This is a genomic window from Chromobacterium sp. Beijing (assembly GCF_021496765.1).
GTDB lineage: Bacteria > Pseudomonadota > Gammaproteobacteria > Burkholderiales > Chromobacteriaceae > Chromobacterium.
The window spans coordinates 2,261,210-2,276,644 of the sequence record NZ_CP053750.1 but is presented as its reverse complement, the minus strand read 5'-3'; the positions used below and the strand labels follow the sequence as shown (position 1 = coordinate 2,276,644).

The window sequence follows — 15,435 nt, the reverse complement described above, 5'->3', positions numbered from 1 at the left end:
GCTCAGGCTGCGTCCGCTGAGGCCGGCCCATTGCGCCCAGTCGTCGCGCGAGCGCGGGTCTTCGGGGCCTCCGTCAGCGCGTCGGCGACCCGGCGCGCGCGCCGGTCTTGCGGCAAGGGCAAGCTCAGGCGCAAGGGCGGGCAGTGTTCCAATTCATCCAGCAAGACCTCCAGCAGCCGCAGCTCTCTGGGAAGGGGTGGGGCGGAAAAATCCAGCGCGCGCCGCATGATGGCGGGCGGCAGCGCGTCGCAGGAGATGGCTTGCGCGTCGGCCGGCAGCCGCGCGCAGGCCGCGGCGGCGAAGTGCAGGCTGATGCCGTCTATCAGGCCGTGGCGGTGCGAGGCGTGGCGCACGCCGGGAGGAATCCAGGCCAGGTGGCCGGGCGGCAGCCAGAGCCGGCCGCCGTCGGTGGCGATGTTCAGCACGCCGCGGCGCAGCAAGCTGAGCTGGCCGCTGTCATGGCTGTGCCAGGCTTCGGGGTCGGCGTCGTCGTGACGGATGCGGGCGGCGGCGAGCAGCATGGTTTGGCCTGTTTGAGATATTAGATGACATTATAGCGATAACACGCCATCAGCGCCCGGACGGATACTGGCCATTGTGGCGGGACGGGTTTCGGCCGCGCCGCCCACCGTCGATATCACCCCTCTATAAGGAGTCAAACCATGCAAGACAGCGCTATCGCCGTGGTGCGCGAATTATTCGAATGCGCATTGCTGCGCCCGGAACTGGACGAAAACCGTTTGGCGAAGCTGGTGCATCCCGATTATCGCCAGCAGGCGGACGGCCGCAGCTTGGATTACGCCGATTTCATCAAGCATTTGCGCCATCTGAAGCAGACGTGCAGCCGGGTCGATCTTGAAATCCTGAGTTGGGCGGAGCAGGGCGAGCGCGTGTTCACTCGCCATCGCGTCGCCGCGGACAAGCGGGACGGCGGCCGGGTGAGCATGCTGGTCATCGCCGAATTCCGCGTGCAAGACGGCATGGTGCGCGCCTGCGACGAACTGACGCATATGCTGAGCGGAACGACCGAGGACCGGGATCTGGGGTCCCGCCACTGATGCGGGCTTGACCGGGTTCGCAAGCGCCCGGCGGCCTGCCGGGGCGGATCGTCGTCCTGGAGGCCGTTGAAGTCCGCGGCGCAGCGGCGAGGGCGAAAAAAATGGACCCGGCGGGTCCATTTTCATTTGGAGGCGATCGAATCAGGCTTCCGGCACATTCAGCGAGTTGATGCTGAAGCCGGCGTCGACATAAGTGATTTCGCCGGTGATGCCCGAGGACAGATTGGACAGCAGGAAGGCGGCGGTATTGCCCACTTCCTCGGTGGTGACGTTGCGGCGCAGACAGGACTGTCCGGCGGCCATGGCCAGCAGCTTGGAGAAGCCGGAAATGCCGGCGGCGGCCAGGGTCTTGATCGGGCCGGCGGAAATGCCGTTGACGCGGATGCCGTCCTTGCCCAGGCTGGCGGCCATGAAGCGCACCGAGGCTTCCAGGCTGGCCTTGGCCAGGCCCATCACATTGTAGTTGGGGATTGCGCGCACCGCGCCCAGGTAGGACAGGGTCAGCAAGGCGGCGTTGCGGCCCTGCATCATCGGGCGCGCGGCCTTGGCCAGCGCCGGGAAGCTGTAGGCGGACACATCGTGGGCGGTCTGGAAGGCTTCGCGGCTCAGCGCGTCCAGGAAGTCGCCTTCCAGCGATTCGCGCGGGGCGAAGGCGATGGCGTGGACCAGGCCGTCCAGGCCGTCCCATTCCTTGCCGAGATCGGCGAACAATTTATTGATTTCTTCGTCGTTCTGCACGTCGCAGCGGAAAACCAGCTTGGAGCCGAAATCCGCGGCCATTTCACGCACGCGGTCTTCCAGTTTGTCCACCACATAGGTGAACGCCAGTTCCGCGCCTTCGCGATGACAGGCCTGGGCAATGCCGTAAGCGATGGAGCGGTTGGAGATCATGCCGGTAATCAGAATCTTTTTGCCTTGCAGAAAGCCCATTTGGAGTCCTTCTCGGAATAAACAGCTGCGCATTATACCGAAGCCGGGGCGTTTCAGCAGCGGCATTGTCGGCCAGGTCGGACGCTTTCCGGTGGTATATAAGGAAAGAGCGAAGCGCGGAGCGCGCCGCGCGCGCCGGATTTCCGGTTGCCCCGGCACTCCGCGCTTGCTACCATCACACATCAATTGCAGTAGTTGCGCCACCATATAAATAGCGAGGAAACCATGAGCGATCTGATCCACCACGTAAGCGATGACAGTTTCGATACCGATGTTCTGAAAGCCGACCTGCCGGTGCTGGTCGATTACTGGGCCGAGTGGTGTGGTCCGTGCAAGATGATCGCTCCCATCCTGGACGAAGTGGCCAAGGAATACGAAGGCCGCCTGAAAGTGGTCAAGCTGAACATCGACCAGAATGAGCTGACGCCGCCGAAATTCGGCATCCGCGGCATCCCGACGCTGATGATTTTCAAGGACGGCCAGGTTGCCGCCACCAAGGTGGGCGCGCTGGCCAAGAGCCAGTTGACCGCCTTCATTGACAGCCAACTGTAAAGCGTCTATTCTCCAGCAAAATCTCAAAACGGGTAGCGATTGACGCGTTGCCCGTTCCATTTTTACGCCACCCTCCGAATTCAGCGTTCCGCTAAATCGTTACCGAGTCGACCTACGGCTGCTATGCACTTATCTGATCTAAAACATCTTCATGTTTCCGAACTCGTTGAAATGGCCATTTCCAACGAGATCGACGGGGCCAACCGACTGCGCAAGCAGGACTTGATCTTCGCCTTGCTGAAAAACCAGGCCAAAAAAGGCGAGAGCATTTTCGGTGAAGGTACCCTGGAAGTGCTGCCGGACGGTTTCGGTTTCCTGCGCAGCCCGGACACCTCCTATCTGGCCGGCCCGGACGACATCTATGTCAGCCCGTCGCAGATTCGTCGCTTCAACCTGCATACCGGCGATTCGATCGAAGGCGAGATCCGCACCCCGAAAGACGGCGAGCGTTACTTCGCGCTGGTCAAGGTGGACAAGGTCAACGGCGAAGCGCCGGAGAACTCCAAGCACAAGATTCTGTTCGAGAACCTGACGCCGCTGTTCCCCACCGAGCAGTTCAAGCTGGAACGCGACATCCGCGCCGAAGAGAACATCACCGGCCGCATCATCGACCTGATCTCGCCGATAGGCAAAGGTCAGCGCGGCCTGCTGGTGGCGCCGCCGAAGTCCGGCAAGACCGTGATGCTGCAGCACATCGCCCACGCCATCACCGCCAACCATCCGGAAGCGGTGCTGATCGTGTTGCTGATCGACGAGCGTCCGGAGGAAGTGACCGAGATGCAGCGTTCGGTCAAGGGCGAAGTGGTGTCTTCCACCTTCGACGAGCCGGCCACCCGCCACGTGCAAGTGGCCGAGATGGTGATCGAGAAGGCCAAGCGCCTGGTGGAACACAAAAAGGACGTGGTGATCCTGCTGGACTCCATCACCCGTCTGGCGCGCGCCTACAACACCGTGGTGCCGGCCTCCGGCAAGGTGCTGACCGGCGGCGTGGACGCCAACGCGCTGCAGCGCCCGAAGCGCTTTTTCGGCGCCGCGCGCAATGTGGAAGAGGGCGGCAGCCTGACCATCATCGCCACCGCGCTGATCGATACCGGCAGCCGCATGGACGATGTGATCTACGAAGAATTCAAGGGCACCGGCAACAGCGAAATCCATCTGGAACGTCGCATGGCCGAGAAGCGCATCTTCCCGGCGCTGAACATCAACCGTTCCGGCACCCGTCGCGAAGAGCTGCTGATTCCGCAGGACCAATTGCAGCGCATCTGGGTACTGCGCAAGCTGCTCTACCCGATGGACGATCTGGAGGCGATGGAATTCCTGCAGGACAAGATCAAGGCCACCAAGTCGAACCAGCAGTTCTTCGACTCGATGCGCCGCTGAGCGGAAATGCTCGCAAGAATGCCAGGCTGCCAGCCTGGCATTTTTTTTGCCCGCGTCGGCCGGCGTCGTTCAGGCGCCGGCGCGCGGGTTTTTTGTTAATACCGATGGCGGCGCCGACAGCGGGGCCGCGATTTGGCCTAAGATGGAGCAAGAACATCGCCGGCGCGTTGGCCCGGCGAGCGGATGACGGCAGGGGACAATAAAATGTGGTCGATGGAGGCGGGAGAAGCGGCCGACTGGATTGCCGGTCGGCTGTCGGCTTATGACTTTACCGGCAGGGTGGGCGATTTCAGCTTCCGGCCGGCCGACGGCGGGCTGCGGCCGGCGGCGGTGCTGGTGCCGCTGGTGTGGCGGCACGAGGGGCCGACGGTGATGTTGACCCGTCGCGCGGAGAACCTGCCGGCGCACGCCGGCCAGGTCAGCTTTCCGGGCGGCAAGCTGGAGCGGGACGACGGTTCGGCCGAGCGCGCCGCGCTGCGCGAAACGCGGGAGGAGACCGGGCTGGCGGAAAGCCATGTCCGGCTGCTGGGCCGCTTGCCGGATTATGTGACGATTACCGGCTTCGTGGTGACGCCGGTGGTGGGCCTGGTGTTGCCGCCGTTCGAACTCTGCCCGGAGCCGGGCGAGGTGGCCGAGGTGTTCGAGGCGCCGCTGCCGCTGCTGATGGATACCGGCGCTTACCAGCGCCACAGCCATCAGGGCGACGACGGCCAGCTGCGGGCCTATCTGTCGCTGGATTGGCAGCGCCACCGCATCTGGGGCGCCACCGCGGCGATGTTGTGGCTGCTGTCCGACGCCTTGGGCGTGGCCGGGCAGGAGCCGCCGCCGTTCAGATCATGTCCAGATCGTTGAAGAGGATGTTGCGGCCGGCGACCTTGGCTTCGTAGAGCAGGCGGTCGGCGCGCGCCAGCATCAGTTCCGGCGTGTCGTGCGGCCGCCAGTCGGTCAGCCCGCCGCTGAAGGTCACGCTCTGGTCCACCAGCGGGAAGCGGGTCTGGCTCAGCACCACCTGGACCCGTTCCATCACCTTTTGAGCGTCGCGCAGACGCGTGCAGGGGAAAATCACCAGGAATTCCTCGCCGCCCACCCGCGCGCTGATATCGGTGTTGCGCGTGGTGTCGGTCAGCGCGTTGGCCACCGCCACCAGCACATTGTCGCCGGCCTGGTGGCCGTGGCGGTCGTTGAATTGCTTGAAGTGGTCGATGTCGAACACCGCGATGGTCATCGACTGGCCGTAACGCTCGCAGCGGCTGATTTCGTCTTTCAGCATCATGTCGGCGTAGCGCCGGTTGTACAAATGGGTCAGCGGATCGGTGGCCGCCATTTCGCTCAGTTGCTGATTGCTTTCCTGCAATTGCTGCTCCAACTGCTTGCGGCTGGAAATATCGTAGAGCGCCACCAGCGTGGACGGCGGGGTGCGTTCGCCCAGGGGCCGCAGCGAGACGATGACCCAGAGCCGGCTGTGGTCCTCCAGCTCCAGTTCCATTTCCTGATTCTCTATCTCCTGGCCGGCTTCCAGCCACTGCTCCAGCGGCTGTAGTCGAAAAGGCAGGTTGAGGATGTCCGAATCCTCCTTGGTGCCCGGCGCGCGCGGCGGCAGTTGCAACATGGCGCGCGCGAGCGCGTTGGCCCGCTGGATGCGGCGGGTTTTGGGGTTGACCAGCAACAGCGCCAGCGGCGCGGTGTCCAGGATCAGCTTCGCCTCTCCCTCGCTTTGTCGGATCAGATCGGTGCTGCGGCTCAGCAGGGTGTGCTGGCGCAGATTGGACAGATAGTTGCGCAGGGCCAGCAGCGTCATGCCGGCGATGAACAGCCAGCCTAGCAGGGCCAGCATCGCCTTCTCCTGCACCGAGCGGGTGAAATCCTTGCGGGCGAGGCCCACGGCCACTTGGAAGGGATAGCGGCCGGTCTGGCTCTGGCTGTACAGGCGGGTGACGCCGTCGATATTGGACGGCGCGCTGAATTGCGCCTGATTGCCGTCGCGGCTGAGCAGCTTGGCCGGCTGCAGCGGTCGGAATTGCCGCTCTAGTCCCTTGGGGGGCTTGGGCCAGCGCGCCACCATCAGCTGGCGTTGGTCCAGCACCAGGATCTCCCCGTGCTCGCCCACGGTGACGCGCGAGACCTCGTCCTGGAAGAAGTTATTGGCGATGACGCCGGCGGCCATGCCGATGACGTTGCCGCCTTCGTCGCGCAGCTTGCTGGCCAGGACGATGCCGTGTTGTTCGGGATTGTGCTGAGCGGCGGTGTAATTGTTTTCCGGGTCTTCGTTGCGATGCAGCCAGCGGCAGAATTCATTGTGGGGCTGGCGCACGATGGCGGCCTGGCGACTGGTGAAGATGGCCTGGCAGGCGCTGTCTATGATTTCGATCCGGCTCAGATAGGGCGCCAGCTGCAGTTGCTGCTGCAGCTGCTGATACAGCTTCTGCTGTCCTTCCTCGCCGCTTGTGCCGGTGTGAAGCAGGGTCTGGACCTGCGGCAGCTGGCTGCTGCTTTGCAGGATCAGGCCGGCTTCGCTGATGCCGGCGGCCAGCCGTTCCGCCAGCAATTGGCTGAGGCCGTTGGCCTGGCGCAGCGCGTTTTCCTCTTCCTGGTGATAGGTGTTGAGCAGTTCCAGGGCCACCAGCGCCAGCGTGCCGAGCAGGAAGAGGATGGAACCCCAGATCGCATAGCGTGCCGGGCGTTTGTTCCGTTTGCGGAGGTTGAAGTCCATGACGCTCGTTATTGGGGGTTATGAACCAGTTATAGCGCTAGGCGGCGGAGTATGACAGGGGCCCGCCGCCGGGCCCGGACGGCGCCTCAGGCCGCGGTGAAGCGCATGGAAAGGTCGACGGCGCGGACGTCCTTGGTCAATTTGCCCACCGAAATGCGGTCGACCCCGGTTTCCGCAATCGCGCGCACGGTGTCGAAGTCCACGCCGCCGGAGGCTTCCAGCTGGGCGCGGCCGGCGGTCAGCCGCACCGCTTCGCGCATTTGCTCCAGCGACATATTGTCCAGCAGGGCCAGCTTGGCGCCGTGGAGCAGCGCCTCTTCCAGTTGCTCCAGCGTTTCCACTTCGATTTGCAGGCTGACCTCGGCCGGGGCCAGCTGTTGCGCGGCCCGCAGCGCGGCGGCGATGCCGCCGGCGGCCATGATGTGGTTTTCCTTGATCAGGATGCCGTCGAACAAGCCGACGCGCTGATTGTCGCCGCCGCCCGCGGTCACCGCGTATTTCTGCGCCAGCCGCAGGCCGGGCATGGTTTTGCGGGTGTCCAGTATCCGGGCGCGGGTGCCGGCCACGGCGTCTACGTAGCGGCGGGTTTCGCTGGCGACCGCGGACAGGGTTTGCAGGAAGTTCAGCGCGGAGCGCTCCGCGGTCAGCAGCGCGCGGGCCGGGCCGTCGATTTGGCACAGCACGGCGCCGGCGGCGACCTGCTCGCCTTCGGCGGCCAGCCATTCCACCCGGCAGCGGGGATCGACCTGGCGGAAGCATTCGTCGAACCAGGCCTGGCCGCACAGCGTGGCCGCTTCGCGCGCCGTCACCCGCGCCGCGCCGGCGCTGTGTTCGGGAATCAGCAGGGCGGTCCAGTCGCAACGGCCGATGTCTTCGGCCAGGGCGGCGGCGACCTGTTGGGCGATCAGGTGAGGGGCGGGCAAGGCGGGCATGCGGGACTCTCCAAGAAAACGTCATTGTACCCAATGGCGGCGGATTGGTGCGCGCGCTCTGGTATCATTCGAAATGGATATATAAGCCGATAGGTAGGCCATGGATTTACCCGCATCGTTTTTCCCCGACGCCGCGCTTTGGCTGAGCAACGGCGCGGCTTTGTCCTTGTTGGCGCTGGCGGCGCGGCGGGTGGCCTGGCGCGGCCTGCCCTTGCCGGCCTGCAACGCCTGGATGGGCGCCTGCGTGCTGGCGCTGGCCTTGTGGCTGCTGCGCGGCGGCGTGGCCCCCGGCTTGTCCTTCCATTTGCTGGGCGCCGGCCTGTTCACCTTGATGATGGGGCCGTGGCTGGCCTTGCTGGCGCTGGCGCTTCCCTTGCTGGCATTGGCTGTGAGCGGACAGGCCGATCCGCAGGCGCTGGGCCTGAACTATCTGAGCATGATTGTGCCGCCGGTGGCGCTGTCGGCCGCGGCGCTGCGTTTGAGCCAGCGCGTCCTGCCCAGCAATCTGTTCGTCTATGTCTTCGTCAACGGCTTCCTCGCCGGCGGGGCCGGCATGTTCGCCGCCGGCTTGTCGGGTTTGCTGGCCTTGGGCCTGGCCGGCGCCTATCCCTGGGACCAGTTGTTGGAGGAGACGCTGCCGTTCTATTTTTTACTGTCGTGGTCGGAGGCCTTCACCACCGGCTTGTTGGCGGCGGTGCTGGTGGTTTACCGACCGGAATGGGTGGCGACCTTCGACGACGGGCGCTATCTGGGACACAGGCGCCGCTCGCCGTGAGCGGGCGGCCTTTTACACGCTAAAGGAGAAACCATGCCCTTCGCTTTATGGAGCATTTTGCTGGCGGCCTTGCTGCCCTTGATCTGGGCCGGGGTGGCCAAGGCCGGTTCGCGAGTGGACAACCACAAGCCTCGGGAGGCGATGGCCCAGGCCAGCGGTTACCGGCTGCGCGCCAATTGGGCGCAGCAGAACGCCTGGGAGGCGTTCCCGACTTTCGCCGCGGCGGTGTTGGTGGCTTGGGGGATGCATGTGCCGCCGGCGTTTCTGGACGCCGCCGCCGCGGTTTTCATCGCGGCGCGGATCGCGCACGGCTTGCTGTATCTGGCCGACCGGGCGGCGCTGCGTTCCCTGTCCTGGTTGATCGGCCTGCTGACGGTGGTGGCGATTTTCTGCAAGGCCGGCGGGGTGTTCTAGCGCGGTTAGGCCTAATCCAGCCAGCCGTTGGCGCGCAGCGCGGCCTGCACCTGGTCCAGGCCCTTGGTGTGGAAGGCCTGCCAGCCGGCGCGGCGGGCGGCGTCCACACATTCTATATTGTCGTCGAAAAAGGCGATGCGCTGCGGGGCCGCGCCCAGCTCGTCCTGCACATGGCGGTAAACCGCGTCGTCCGGCTTGCGCAGGCCGATCAGGTGGGAGGCGAACAGCCGGTCGAAGCGGTGCAGCAGATCGAATTCGCGTTCGATCTTGCCCCAGTGCAGCGCATTATTGTTGCTGAGCACGGCCAGGCGGTGGCGTTCGCCTAGCCGGGCCAGCATCTCCGCCGCGCCGGGGTAGGCGCCGCGCAGCCAGCTGTCCAGTTGCGCGGTCATGTCCGCCGCGCCGATGTCCAGTCCCAAGTGCTCGGCCATCGCCGCGCTGAAGGCCTCCGGCGTGCAGGCGCCGGTGTCCAGTTCGGCGATCCACGGCGTTTCCATCCAGAAGCGCCGGGCCTGTTCCGGGTCCAGCTTGCCCTGGGAGAGCCGCACCAGCGGATCGATGCCGTTCCAGTCCACCAATACTCCGCCCAGATCGAATACCAGCACATCTACGCTTGAATGCATTGCTTAGCCTTTTGTCTAGGGCGCGAACGGCTCGCGCCTGCAGTTTAGAGAACGATGGGTTCCGGCTCCAGTTCCACGCCGAAGCGTTGACGGACTTCCGCGCGCACCTTGTCGGCCAGCGCGCGCATCTGCTCGCCGCTGGCGGCGCCGTAGTTGACCAGCACCAGGGCCTGGCGCGCGTGCACGCCGGCGTCGCCGTCGCGATGGCCTTTCAGCCCGCACTGATCGATCAGCCAGCCGGCGGCCAGCTTGACCTTGCCGTCGGCGGCCGGGTAGTGCGGCAGCGTCGGATGGCGCGCCAGCAGCGCCTGCGCCTGTTCCGCCGGCAGTACCGGATTTTTGAAGAAGCTGCCGGCGTTGCCCAGCTCGGCCGGGTTGGGCAGTTTGCTCGAGCGGATGCGGATCACCGCGTCGCTGACGTCTTGCGGCGTGGGCGCGGCAATGCCGGCGGCGTCCAGTTCTTGCTGGATGTCGCCGTAGCCGGTGCGCAGCCGCGGCGCGCGCGACAGGCGGAAACGCACGGCGGTGACCAGCAGTCGGCCGGCGGCCTCGTGCTTGAACACGCTGTCGCGATAGCCGAAGCGGCAGTCGGCCTTGCTTAGCGTCAGTTCGGCGCCGCCGCGCTCTAGATCGGCGCAGACGACTTGGTGGATGTGGTCCTTGGCCTCGACGCCGTAGGCGCCGATGTTCTGGATGGGGCTGGCGCCGACGGTGCCGGGAATCAGGCTGAGGTTTTCCAGGCCGTACCAGCCTTGCTCCAGGGTGTGGAGCACGAAATCGTGCCAGTTTTCGCCGGCGGCGGCCTCGACGATCACGTCCTCGCCGCTCTCCTCCAGCAGACGGACGCCGCGCAATTCCAATTTGACCACCAGGCCGGGGTAGTCGCGGGTGAACAGCAGATTGCTGCCGCCGCCCAGCCACAGCACCGGCCCGGCCCGGTAGGCCGGGCTGTCCAGCAGCGCCGGCAGCTCCGAGAGCGCGTCCAGCCGGCAGAAGTCGCGCGCGCGCGCGTCCATGCCGAAGGTGTTCAGCGATTTGAGCGGATGATGGTGGCTGAAGCTCAGGCTCATGGCGCCGGTTCCGTTTGAAGTTGTCGATGCAGGCGTCGGCGGCTTTCGCCGGCCAGGTAGCGGGTCAGGAATAGCGCGGCCACGCTCAGGCTGATCACCAGCGCGGTCCAGAAGCCGAACACGCCCATGGGCTTCTTGCTCAGCCAGTCGGTCAGGCCCAGGGTGATGCCCAGGCCCAGGCCGACGCACCAGAACGACAGGATGTGAATGATCATCGGCACCGTGGTCAGCTTGTAGCCGCGCAGGGCGCCGGAGGCGATGGTCTGGGCGGCGTCGGTCAGCTGGTAGACGGCGGCGAACAGCAGCAGGGTGGAGCCCATCGCGATCACGCGCGGGTCCGGCGTGTACATGCGCATGATGGGCTCGCGGAACAGCAGCACCACCAGCATCGCGCAGAAGGCCATGCTCAGGCCCAGCAGCAGGCCGACGCCGGAGCTGAAGCGCGCGGCGCGGTAGTCGCCGGCGCCGACGTGGTGGCCGACGCGAACCGACATCGCGGTGGCCACGCTCTGCGGCAGCATGTAGATGATGCTGGAAAAATTGAGCACGGACTGGTGAGTGGCCACCACCACGGTGCCCAGTTCGGCGATCAGCAGCGCGATGAAGGAGAACAGGCTGACTTCCACGAAAAAGGACAGGCCGATGGGCACGCCCAGCTTGAGGAAGCCGCGGTACATGCGCCAGTCCGGGCCGCGCAGCCGCTCCAGCAGCCGGAACTGGCGGAAGTTGCGATGCCAGCTGACATAGGCGAGCAGGGCCAGGCAATTGAACCAGAACACGATGCCGGTGGCCCAGCCGCAGCCGGCGCCGCCCAGCTTGGGCAGGCCGAACAGGCCGTGGATCAGGATGTAGTTGAGCGGAACGTTCAGCGCCAGCGCCAGCAGGCTGACCACCATGATGGCCTTGGGGCGGCCCAGGCTGGACGCGTAAGCGTGCAGCGCGCGGTGGGTCATCGCCGCCGGCATGCCCACGGCGGCGCCGGTGATGAAGAGCATCACCTTGTCGGTCACTTCCGGCGGCAGGTGCAGCCACAGCCGCAGCGCCGGCTCCAGCGCCATCATCATCGCCGCGCCTAAGAGGCCGATCAGCAGGCCGAACCACAGGCCCTGGCGCGCGGTGTCCTTGAATTTGTCGTGCTCGCCGGCGCCCAACTGGTGGGCCAGGATGGGATTGAGCGCGGTGACGATGCCCATCAGCGTGACGTAGAAGGTGATGAAGACGCTGGCGCCCAGAGAGACGGCGGCCAGGTCGTCGGTGCTGACGCGGCCGGCCATCACCGTATCGACGAAGGCGGTGGCCACCTGGGCGATCTGGGCGATCATCATCGGCAAGGCCAGCCGGCTGATTTGACGGGCTTCCAGCAGCACGGCCCCGCGCGGGGCGCGATTGATTTCAAACAGCATGGGAGTAGGGCGGGATGGCACGGAGAACTGGCCATTATACCGGCTGCGGGGCGGGCTTGTCTTTGTCGCGCCATGACAATGGGGCGACATGGCGCGTGCCGGGAACGCAAGGCGCTCCCGGCGGCGCGGGAGACGGGGTCAGAAACGCGCGGGCGGGTCGCGGCGCAGATCGCAGCTGATCAGCAGCTCGCCGCCGAAGCGGGCGTTGATGCTGAGCGCGTCCAGCAGGGAAATGTCCCGCACGGTCAGTTGTTCGCCGTTGCGGTCCAGGTCATAGCCCAGTTCATGGGCGAAATCCGCCAGCTGCTGCAGGGCGGGGGCGTCGGCCGGCGTGAGCGGAGAGGCGCTCAGGCTGCCGCAAAGGGGGCGAGGTCTTCCCACGGCGTCGAAATTGGCAAAAGAAAAATCGGTATAGCTGTCTTGCAGGCAGTCGTACATGGCGGTTCTCCAGTCGGTTCGGTCGCGGTTCGCGCGCCGGTCCTGAGTATCGCCGGCGACGCTTTAGCAGGATTTTTGGGCGCCCTGCAAGTTGTCATTAACTCGGCGCCAGCCGCGCATGCCCGAAATGGAAACGGGGCGCGGCTCATGCATCGATCCGAAGCGACGGGTCCGCTTAACTGCCTGTACGGGTAAAACAAAACCCGCCTACGACTAAGAGCGCAAGCGGGTTGACCGTTTTAACGCTTTAGCTGGCATTTGTTAAGCGCCCGCAAGCTGTGTCAAATCGGCGCATGAACGTCAGCCTATGCCTTTGGCTTTTGGCTGTCAATCCCCTTGCGGAGCGTCCGCGGGCCAGTCGGCCAGCCAGCCGCGCCAGTGCGGCTCCGGCTGCGTGGCGACGACGGCGCGCAGGCCTTGCCTACAGGCCTGGTGGGCGCCTGAATCCAGCGCGCCCTCCACCCATTGCTGGCGCAGCCACAGCAGATGGCAGCTGGCGGCCTGGCGCGCATTGTGTTCCGCGAGCGCGCCGACGTCGCCGGCGCGGTACAGTTCCCAGCGCCGCGGGCCGTTGAGCTCGGCCTCGCCGGGCAGGCCGCACAGTCGGGCCAGTTCGCCCTGCGGGGTGGCCAGCTCCGCGTGGCCGCCGCTCAGGATCTCGCTCAGCGAGACCTGAGACGAGCAGTCCGCTCCGGCGCGCAGCTGTTCCGCCAGCGGCAGGCCCAGCGCCAGCGCGCGGTGGCGCAGCACCGGCAGTTCCAGCCGCGCGCCGTCCCAGCTGACCAGCCGCGCCCGGCTGTCGCGCAGCAGGTTCAGCCAGTCCGCCAGCATCGCGGCCTCGTCGCCTGCGTCGGCGGCGAGCCCTTGGACGAGACGGGTTTGCCCATCCTGTTGCAGCACGCCGGCGATGGCGACGACGCGGTGCAAGTGGAAGGGGATAAAGTCGGTGCCGCTCTGGGCGCGACAGCGCTGCAGCACGAAATCGGCGACGTCGGCCTCCCCGATTTCGCCGTCCAGCTGGTAGAGCTGGCGGATGGCGGGCACGTTGGGAATGGTCTGGAGATGAAAGCTGAGAGTAGGGCGCACGGGAGGGGTCTTGTCGGAGTCGGCGAATCGGCAGCGATTGTATGCCTATCGCCGATGGGGGGCAATTGGCGGCCATGGGCGCTGCGATGCGGCGGGATATGGCGGCGAATTGTATTTTCTGCAAAGAATAGGGATATAATCGCCGGCTTGACTACCTACTAGTCTTGCGAATCCTGGCATTCCAAGTCGACTATCTTCTCATAATGATCCGCAAGTTTATCCGTAAAGTACTGGACCTGCCCGCCGGCATGGGCAAGCGCCGCACCAAGGCGCGCGTGATTCCTCTGCCGCAACACGGCATCCGCCGAGACCAGCTCAGCTCCGCTGCGCTGAAAGTCACCACCCGACTGCAGGAGGCCGGTTTCGCCGCCTATGTGGTGGGCGGAGCCGTGCGCGACTTGATGTTGGGCGTGTCGCCGAAGGATTTCGACGTCGCCACCAACGCGACGCCTGAGGAAGTGCACCGGGTGTTCCGCCGCTCCCGCATCATCGGCCGGCGTTTCCGCATCGTCCACGTGATGATGGGACCGGAAACCATCGAGGTGACCACTTTCCGCGGCGGTTCGGTGGACGACACCAATGAAACCGGCCGCATCATGGCCGACAACAGCTTCGGCAGCCAGGAAGAGGACGCGCACCGCCGCGACTTCACCGTCAACGCGTTGTTCTACGATCCGTCCGACGAAACCGTCATCGACTATCACCACGGCGTCAAGGACTTGCGCGCCCGCAAGCTGGTGATGATAGGCCAGCCGGCGCGCCGTTATCAGGAAGACCCGGTGCGCATGCTGCGCGCGGTGCGCCTGGCGGCCAAGCTGGGCTTCGATATCGACGAGGCCACCCGCAAGCCGATCCGCACCCACGCCCATCTGCTGAAGAAAGAGCCGCCGGCGCGCCTGTTCGACGAAATGCTCAAGCTGCTGATGTCCGGCCAAGCCTACGGCTGCCTGAAAAAGCTGCGCGAGGAAGGCATGGCGCGCGGCGTGTTCCCGCTGCTGGACGCGGTGCTGGACGATAAGGGCGACGACCTGTTCTTGAAGCTGGGCCTGGAAAGCACTGATCAACGCATCCGCGCCGACAAGCCGGTGTCGGTGGGCTTCCTGCTGGCCACCCTGTTGTGGAAGCAGGTGCATCAGCGCTGGCAGAAGCGCCTGAACGCCGGCGACCGCGCGGTGTACGCGCTGGCGCAGGCGATTGCCGACGTGGAGTCCGAGCAGGACAACGATTTCGCCATTCCGCGCCGTTTCAGCGTGACCATGCGCGAAATCTGGATGCTGCAGTCGCGTTTCGACAGCCGCAGCGGCCAGCGCGCCTACCGTTTCCTGGAGCAGCCGCGCTTCCGCGCCGCTTACGATTTCTTCGCCCTGCGCGGAGAAGCCGGCGAGGTGGACATGAAGCTGGTGTCCTGGTGGAATGACTTCCAGCGCGCCGACGAGGACGAACGCGAGCAGCTGCTGGACATCGCCAAAGCCAGCGGCGAGCCGGACCCGGCCAAGAAACGCCGCCGCCGCCGCCCCGCCAATCGCCGCAAAGCCGCGGACGAGCCGGGCGGAGAGGCCTAAGTGGCGCAGGCCTTCATCGCGCTGGGCAGCAATCTCGAGCAGCCGGCGGCGCAGATCCGCGCCGCGCTGGCCGCGATCGCCGCCTTGCCCGACACCGCGCTGACCCGGCAGTCCGCCCTGTACCGCACCGCGCCGGTGGGCTATGCCGATCAGCCGGACTTCATCAATGCCGTGGCGGAAGTGGACACCGCGCTAGCGCCGCGCGAATTATTGCGCCGGCTGCTGGCGATAGAGGCCGAGTTCGGCCGGGTGCGCACCTTCCGCAACGCGCCGCGGGTGCTGGATCTGGATCTGCTGTATTACAGCGGCGTCGCCCTGAGCGACCAAGACCTGACCCTGCCGCATCCGCGCATGCATCTGCGCGGCTTCGTCATGATCCCGCTGGCGGAGATCGCTCCCGATCTGGCGCTGCCGGCGCTGGGCACGGTCGGCGAACTGGCCGCAGGGCTGGCCGATCAGGGCGTGGAGCGCCTCAAAACAACTAGCTAATAAGGAAGCGAGC

At 65.6% G+C, this 15,435-nt stretch carries 17 protein-coding genes; 8 read left to right on the top strand and 9 right to left on the bottom strand.

Features of this window, described 5'->3' with window-relative positions:
- Positions 1-2: 2 nt before the first annotated feature.
- On the bottom strand, positions 3-521 hold the full coding sequence (locus tag HQN78_RS10480; protein ID WP_235089413.1) for an AraC family ligand binding domain-containing protein: 519 nt from the start codon (positions 519-521) through the stop codon (positions 3-5).
- Between the two features lie 141 nt (positions 522-662).
- Between HQN78_RS10480 and HQN78_RS10475 the strand changes: the two genes are divergently transcribed.
- Positions 663-1,058 (top strand): nuclear transport factor 2 family protein, encoded by a 396-nt coding sequence (locus tag HQN78_RS10475; RefSeq protein WP_235089412.1) that lies wholly within the window; start codon positions 663-665, stop codon positions 1,056-1,058.
- Positions 1,059-1,199: 141 nt separating this feature from the next.
- Here HQN78_RS10475 and fabI read toward each other — a convergent pair whose 3' ends face one another.
- Positions 1,200-1,988, bottom strand: a complete 789-nt coding sequence (fabI, locus tag HQN78_RS10470; RefSeq protein ID WP_043591772.1) for an enoyl-ACP reductase FabI — start codon at positions 1,986-1,988, stop codon at positions 1,200-1,202.
- A gap of 225 nt (positions 1,989-2,213) precedes the next feature.
- On the opposite strand from fabI, the gene trxA reads away from it, so the two are divergent.
- From trxA to HQN78_RS10455, 3 genes are all read left to right on the top strand, one after another.
- Complete coding sequence (gene trxA, locus HQN78_RS10465) at positions 2,214-2,540, top strand: thioredoxin TrxA (protein ID WP_039755088.1); 327 nt, start codon at positions 2,214-2,216, stop codon at positions 2,538-2,540.
- A 123-nt stretch (positions 2,541-2,663) separates the two neighbouring features.
- Positions 2,664-3,920, top strand: a complete 1,257-nt coding sequence (gene rho, locus HQN78_RS10460) for a transcription termination factor Rho (RefSeq protein WP_043591613.1) — start codon at positions 2,664-2,666, stop codon at positions 3,918-3,920.
- 183 nt (positions 3,921-4,103) lie between these two features.
- Entirely contained in the window at positions 4,104-4,772 is a 669-nt protein-coding gene (locus HQN78_RS10455; protein ID WP_235089411.1) for a CoA pyrophosphatase, read from the top strand.
- Here HQN78_RS10455 and HQN78_RS10450 read toward each other — a convergent pair.
- Together HQN78_RS10450 and nadC are read right to left on the bottom strand one after the other, a co-directional pair.
- On the bottom strand, positions 4,750-6,630 hold the full coding sequence (locus HQN78_RS10450) for a GGDEF domain-containing protein (protein ID WP_107800234.1): 1,881 nt from the start codon (positions 6,628-6,630) through the stop codon (positions 4,750-4,752). The genes HQN78_RS10455 and HQN78_RS10450 overlap by 23 nt on opposite strands.
- Positions 6,631-6,716: 86 nt before the next feature.
- Positions 6,717-7,562: a carboxylating nicotinate-nucleotide diphosphorylase gene (gene nadC / locus HQN78_RS10445; RefSeq protein WP_235089409.1), complete on the bottom strand. Its 846-nt coding sequence runs from the start codon at positions 7,560-7,562 to the stop codon at positions 6,717-6,719.
- A gap of 100 nt (positions 7,563-7,662) precedes the next feature.
- On the opposite strand from nadC, the gene HQN78_RS10440 reads away from it, so the two are divergent.
- Positions 7,663-8,337 carry an energy-coupling factor ABC transporter permease gene (locus HQN78_RS10440; RefSeq protein WP_107800232.1) on the top strand — a complete coding sequence of 225 codons (675 nt, stop codon included), beginning with the start codon at positions 7,663-7,665 and terminating at the stop codon, positions 8,335-8,337.
- Between the two features lie 33 nt (positions 8,338-8,370).
- Positions 8,371-8,751, top strand: a complete 381-nt coding sequence (locus HQN78_RS10435) for an MAPEG family protein (protein ID WP_107800231.1) — start codon at positions 8,371-8,373, stop codon at positions 8,749-8,751.
- 11 nt (positions 8,752-8,762) lie between these two features.
- Here HQN78_RS10435 and HQN78_RS10430 read toward each other — a convergent pair whose 3' ends face one another.
- The 5 genes from HQN78_RS10430 to HQN78_RS10410 all read right to left on the bottom strand — a co-directional run bounded on the left by HQN78_RS10430 (position 8,763) and on the right by HQN78_RS10410 (position 13,371).
- Positions 8,763-9,374 (bottom strand): HAD family hydrolase, encoded by a 612-nt coding sequence (locus HQN78_RS10430; RefSeq protein WP_107800230.1) that lies wholly within the window; start codon positions 9,372-9,374, stop codon positions 8,763-8,765.
- 44 nt (positions 9,375-9,418) lie between these two features.
- Entirely contained in the window at positions 9,419-10,444 is a 1,026-nt protein-coding gene (gene murB / locus HQN78_RS10425; RefSeq protein ID WP_235089407.1) for a UDP-N-acetylmuramate dehydrogenase, read from the bottom strand.
- Entirely contained in the window at positions 10,441-11,847 is a 1,407-nt protein-coding gene (locus tag HQN78_RS10420; protein ID WP_235089406.1) for an MATE family efflux transporter, read from the bottom strand. The genes murB and HQN78_RS10420 overlap by 4 nt, the downstream gene beginning before the upstream one ends.
- A 138-nt stretch (positions 11,848-11,985) precedes the next feature.
- Positions 11,986-12,285 carry a hypothetical protein gene (locus HQN78_RS10415; protein ID WP_107800227.1) on the bottom strand — a complete coding sequence of 100 codons (300 nt, stop codon included), beginning with the start codon at positions 12,283-12,285 and terminating at the stop codon, positions 11,986-11,988.
- 327 nt (positions 12,286-12,612) lie between these two features.
- Positions 12,613-13,371, bottom strand: a complete 759-nt coding sequence (locus tag HQN78_RS10410; RefSeq protein ID WP_235089405.1) for a hypothetical protein — start codon at positions 13,369-13,371, stop codon at positions 12,613-12,615.
- Between the two features lie 203 nt (positions 13,372-13,574).
- On the opposite strand from HQN78_RS10410, the gene pcnB reads away from it, so the two are divergent.
- Entirely contained in the window at positions 13,575-14,933 is a 1,359-nt protein-coding gene (gene pcnB / locus HQN78_RS10405; RefSeq protein WP_107800225.1) for a polynucleotide adenylyltransferase PcnB, read from the top strand.
- Positions 14,934-15,422, top strand: coding sequence for a 2-amino-4-hydroxy-6-hydroxymethyldihydropteridine diphosphokinase (gene folK, locus HQN78_RS10400; protein WP_235089404.1), 489 nt, complete (start codon positions 14,934-14,936; stop codon positions 15,420-15,422).
- The last annotated feature ends 13 nt before the right edge of the window (positions 15,423-15,435 follow it).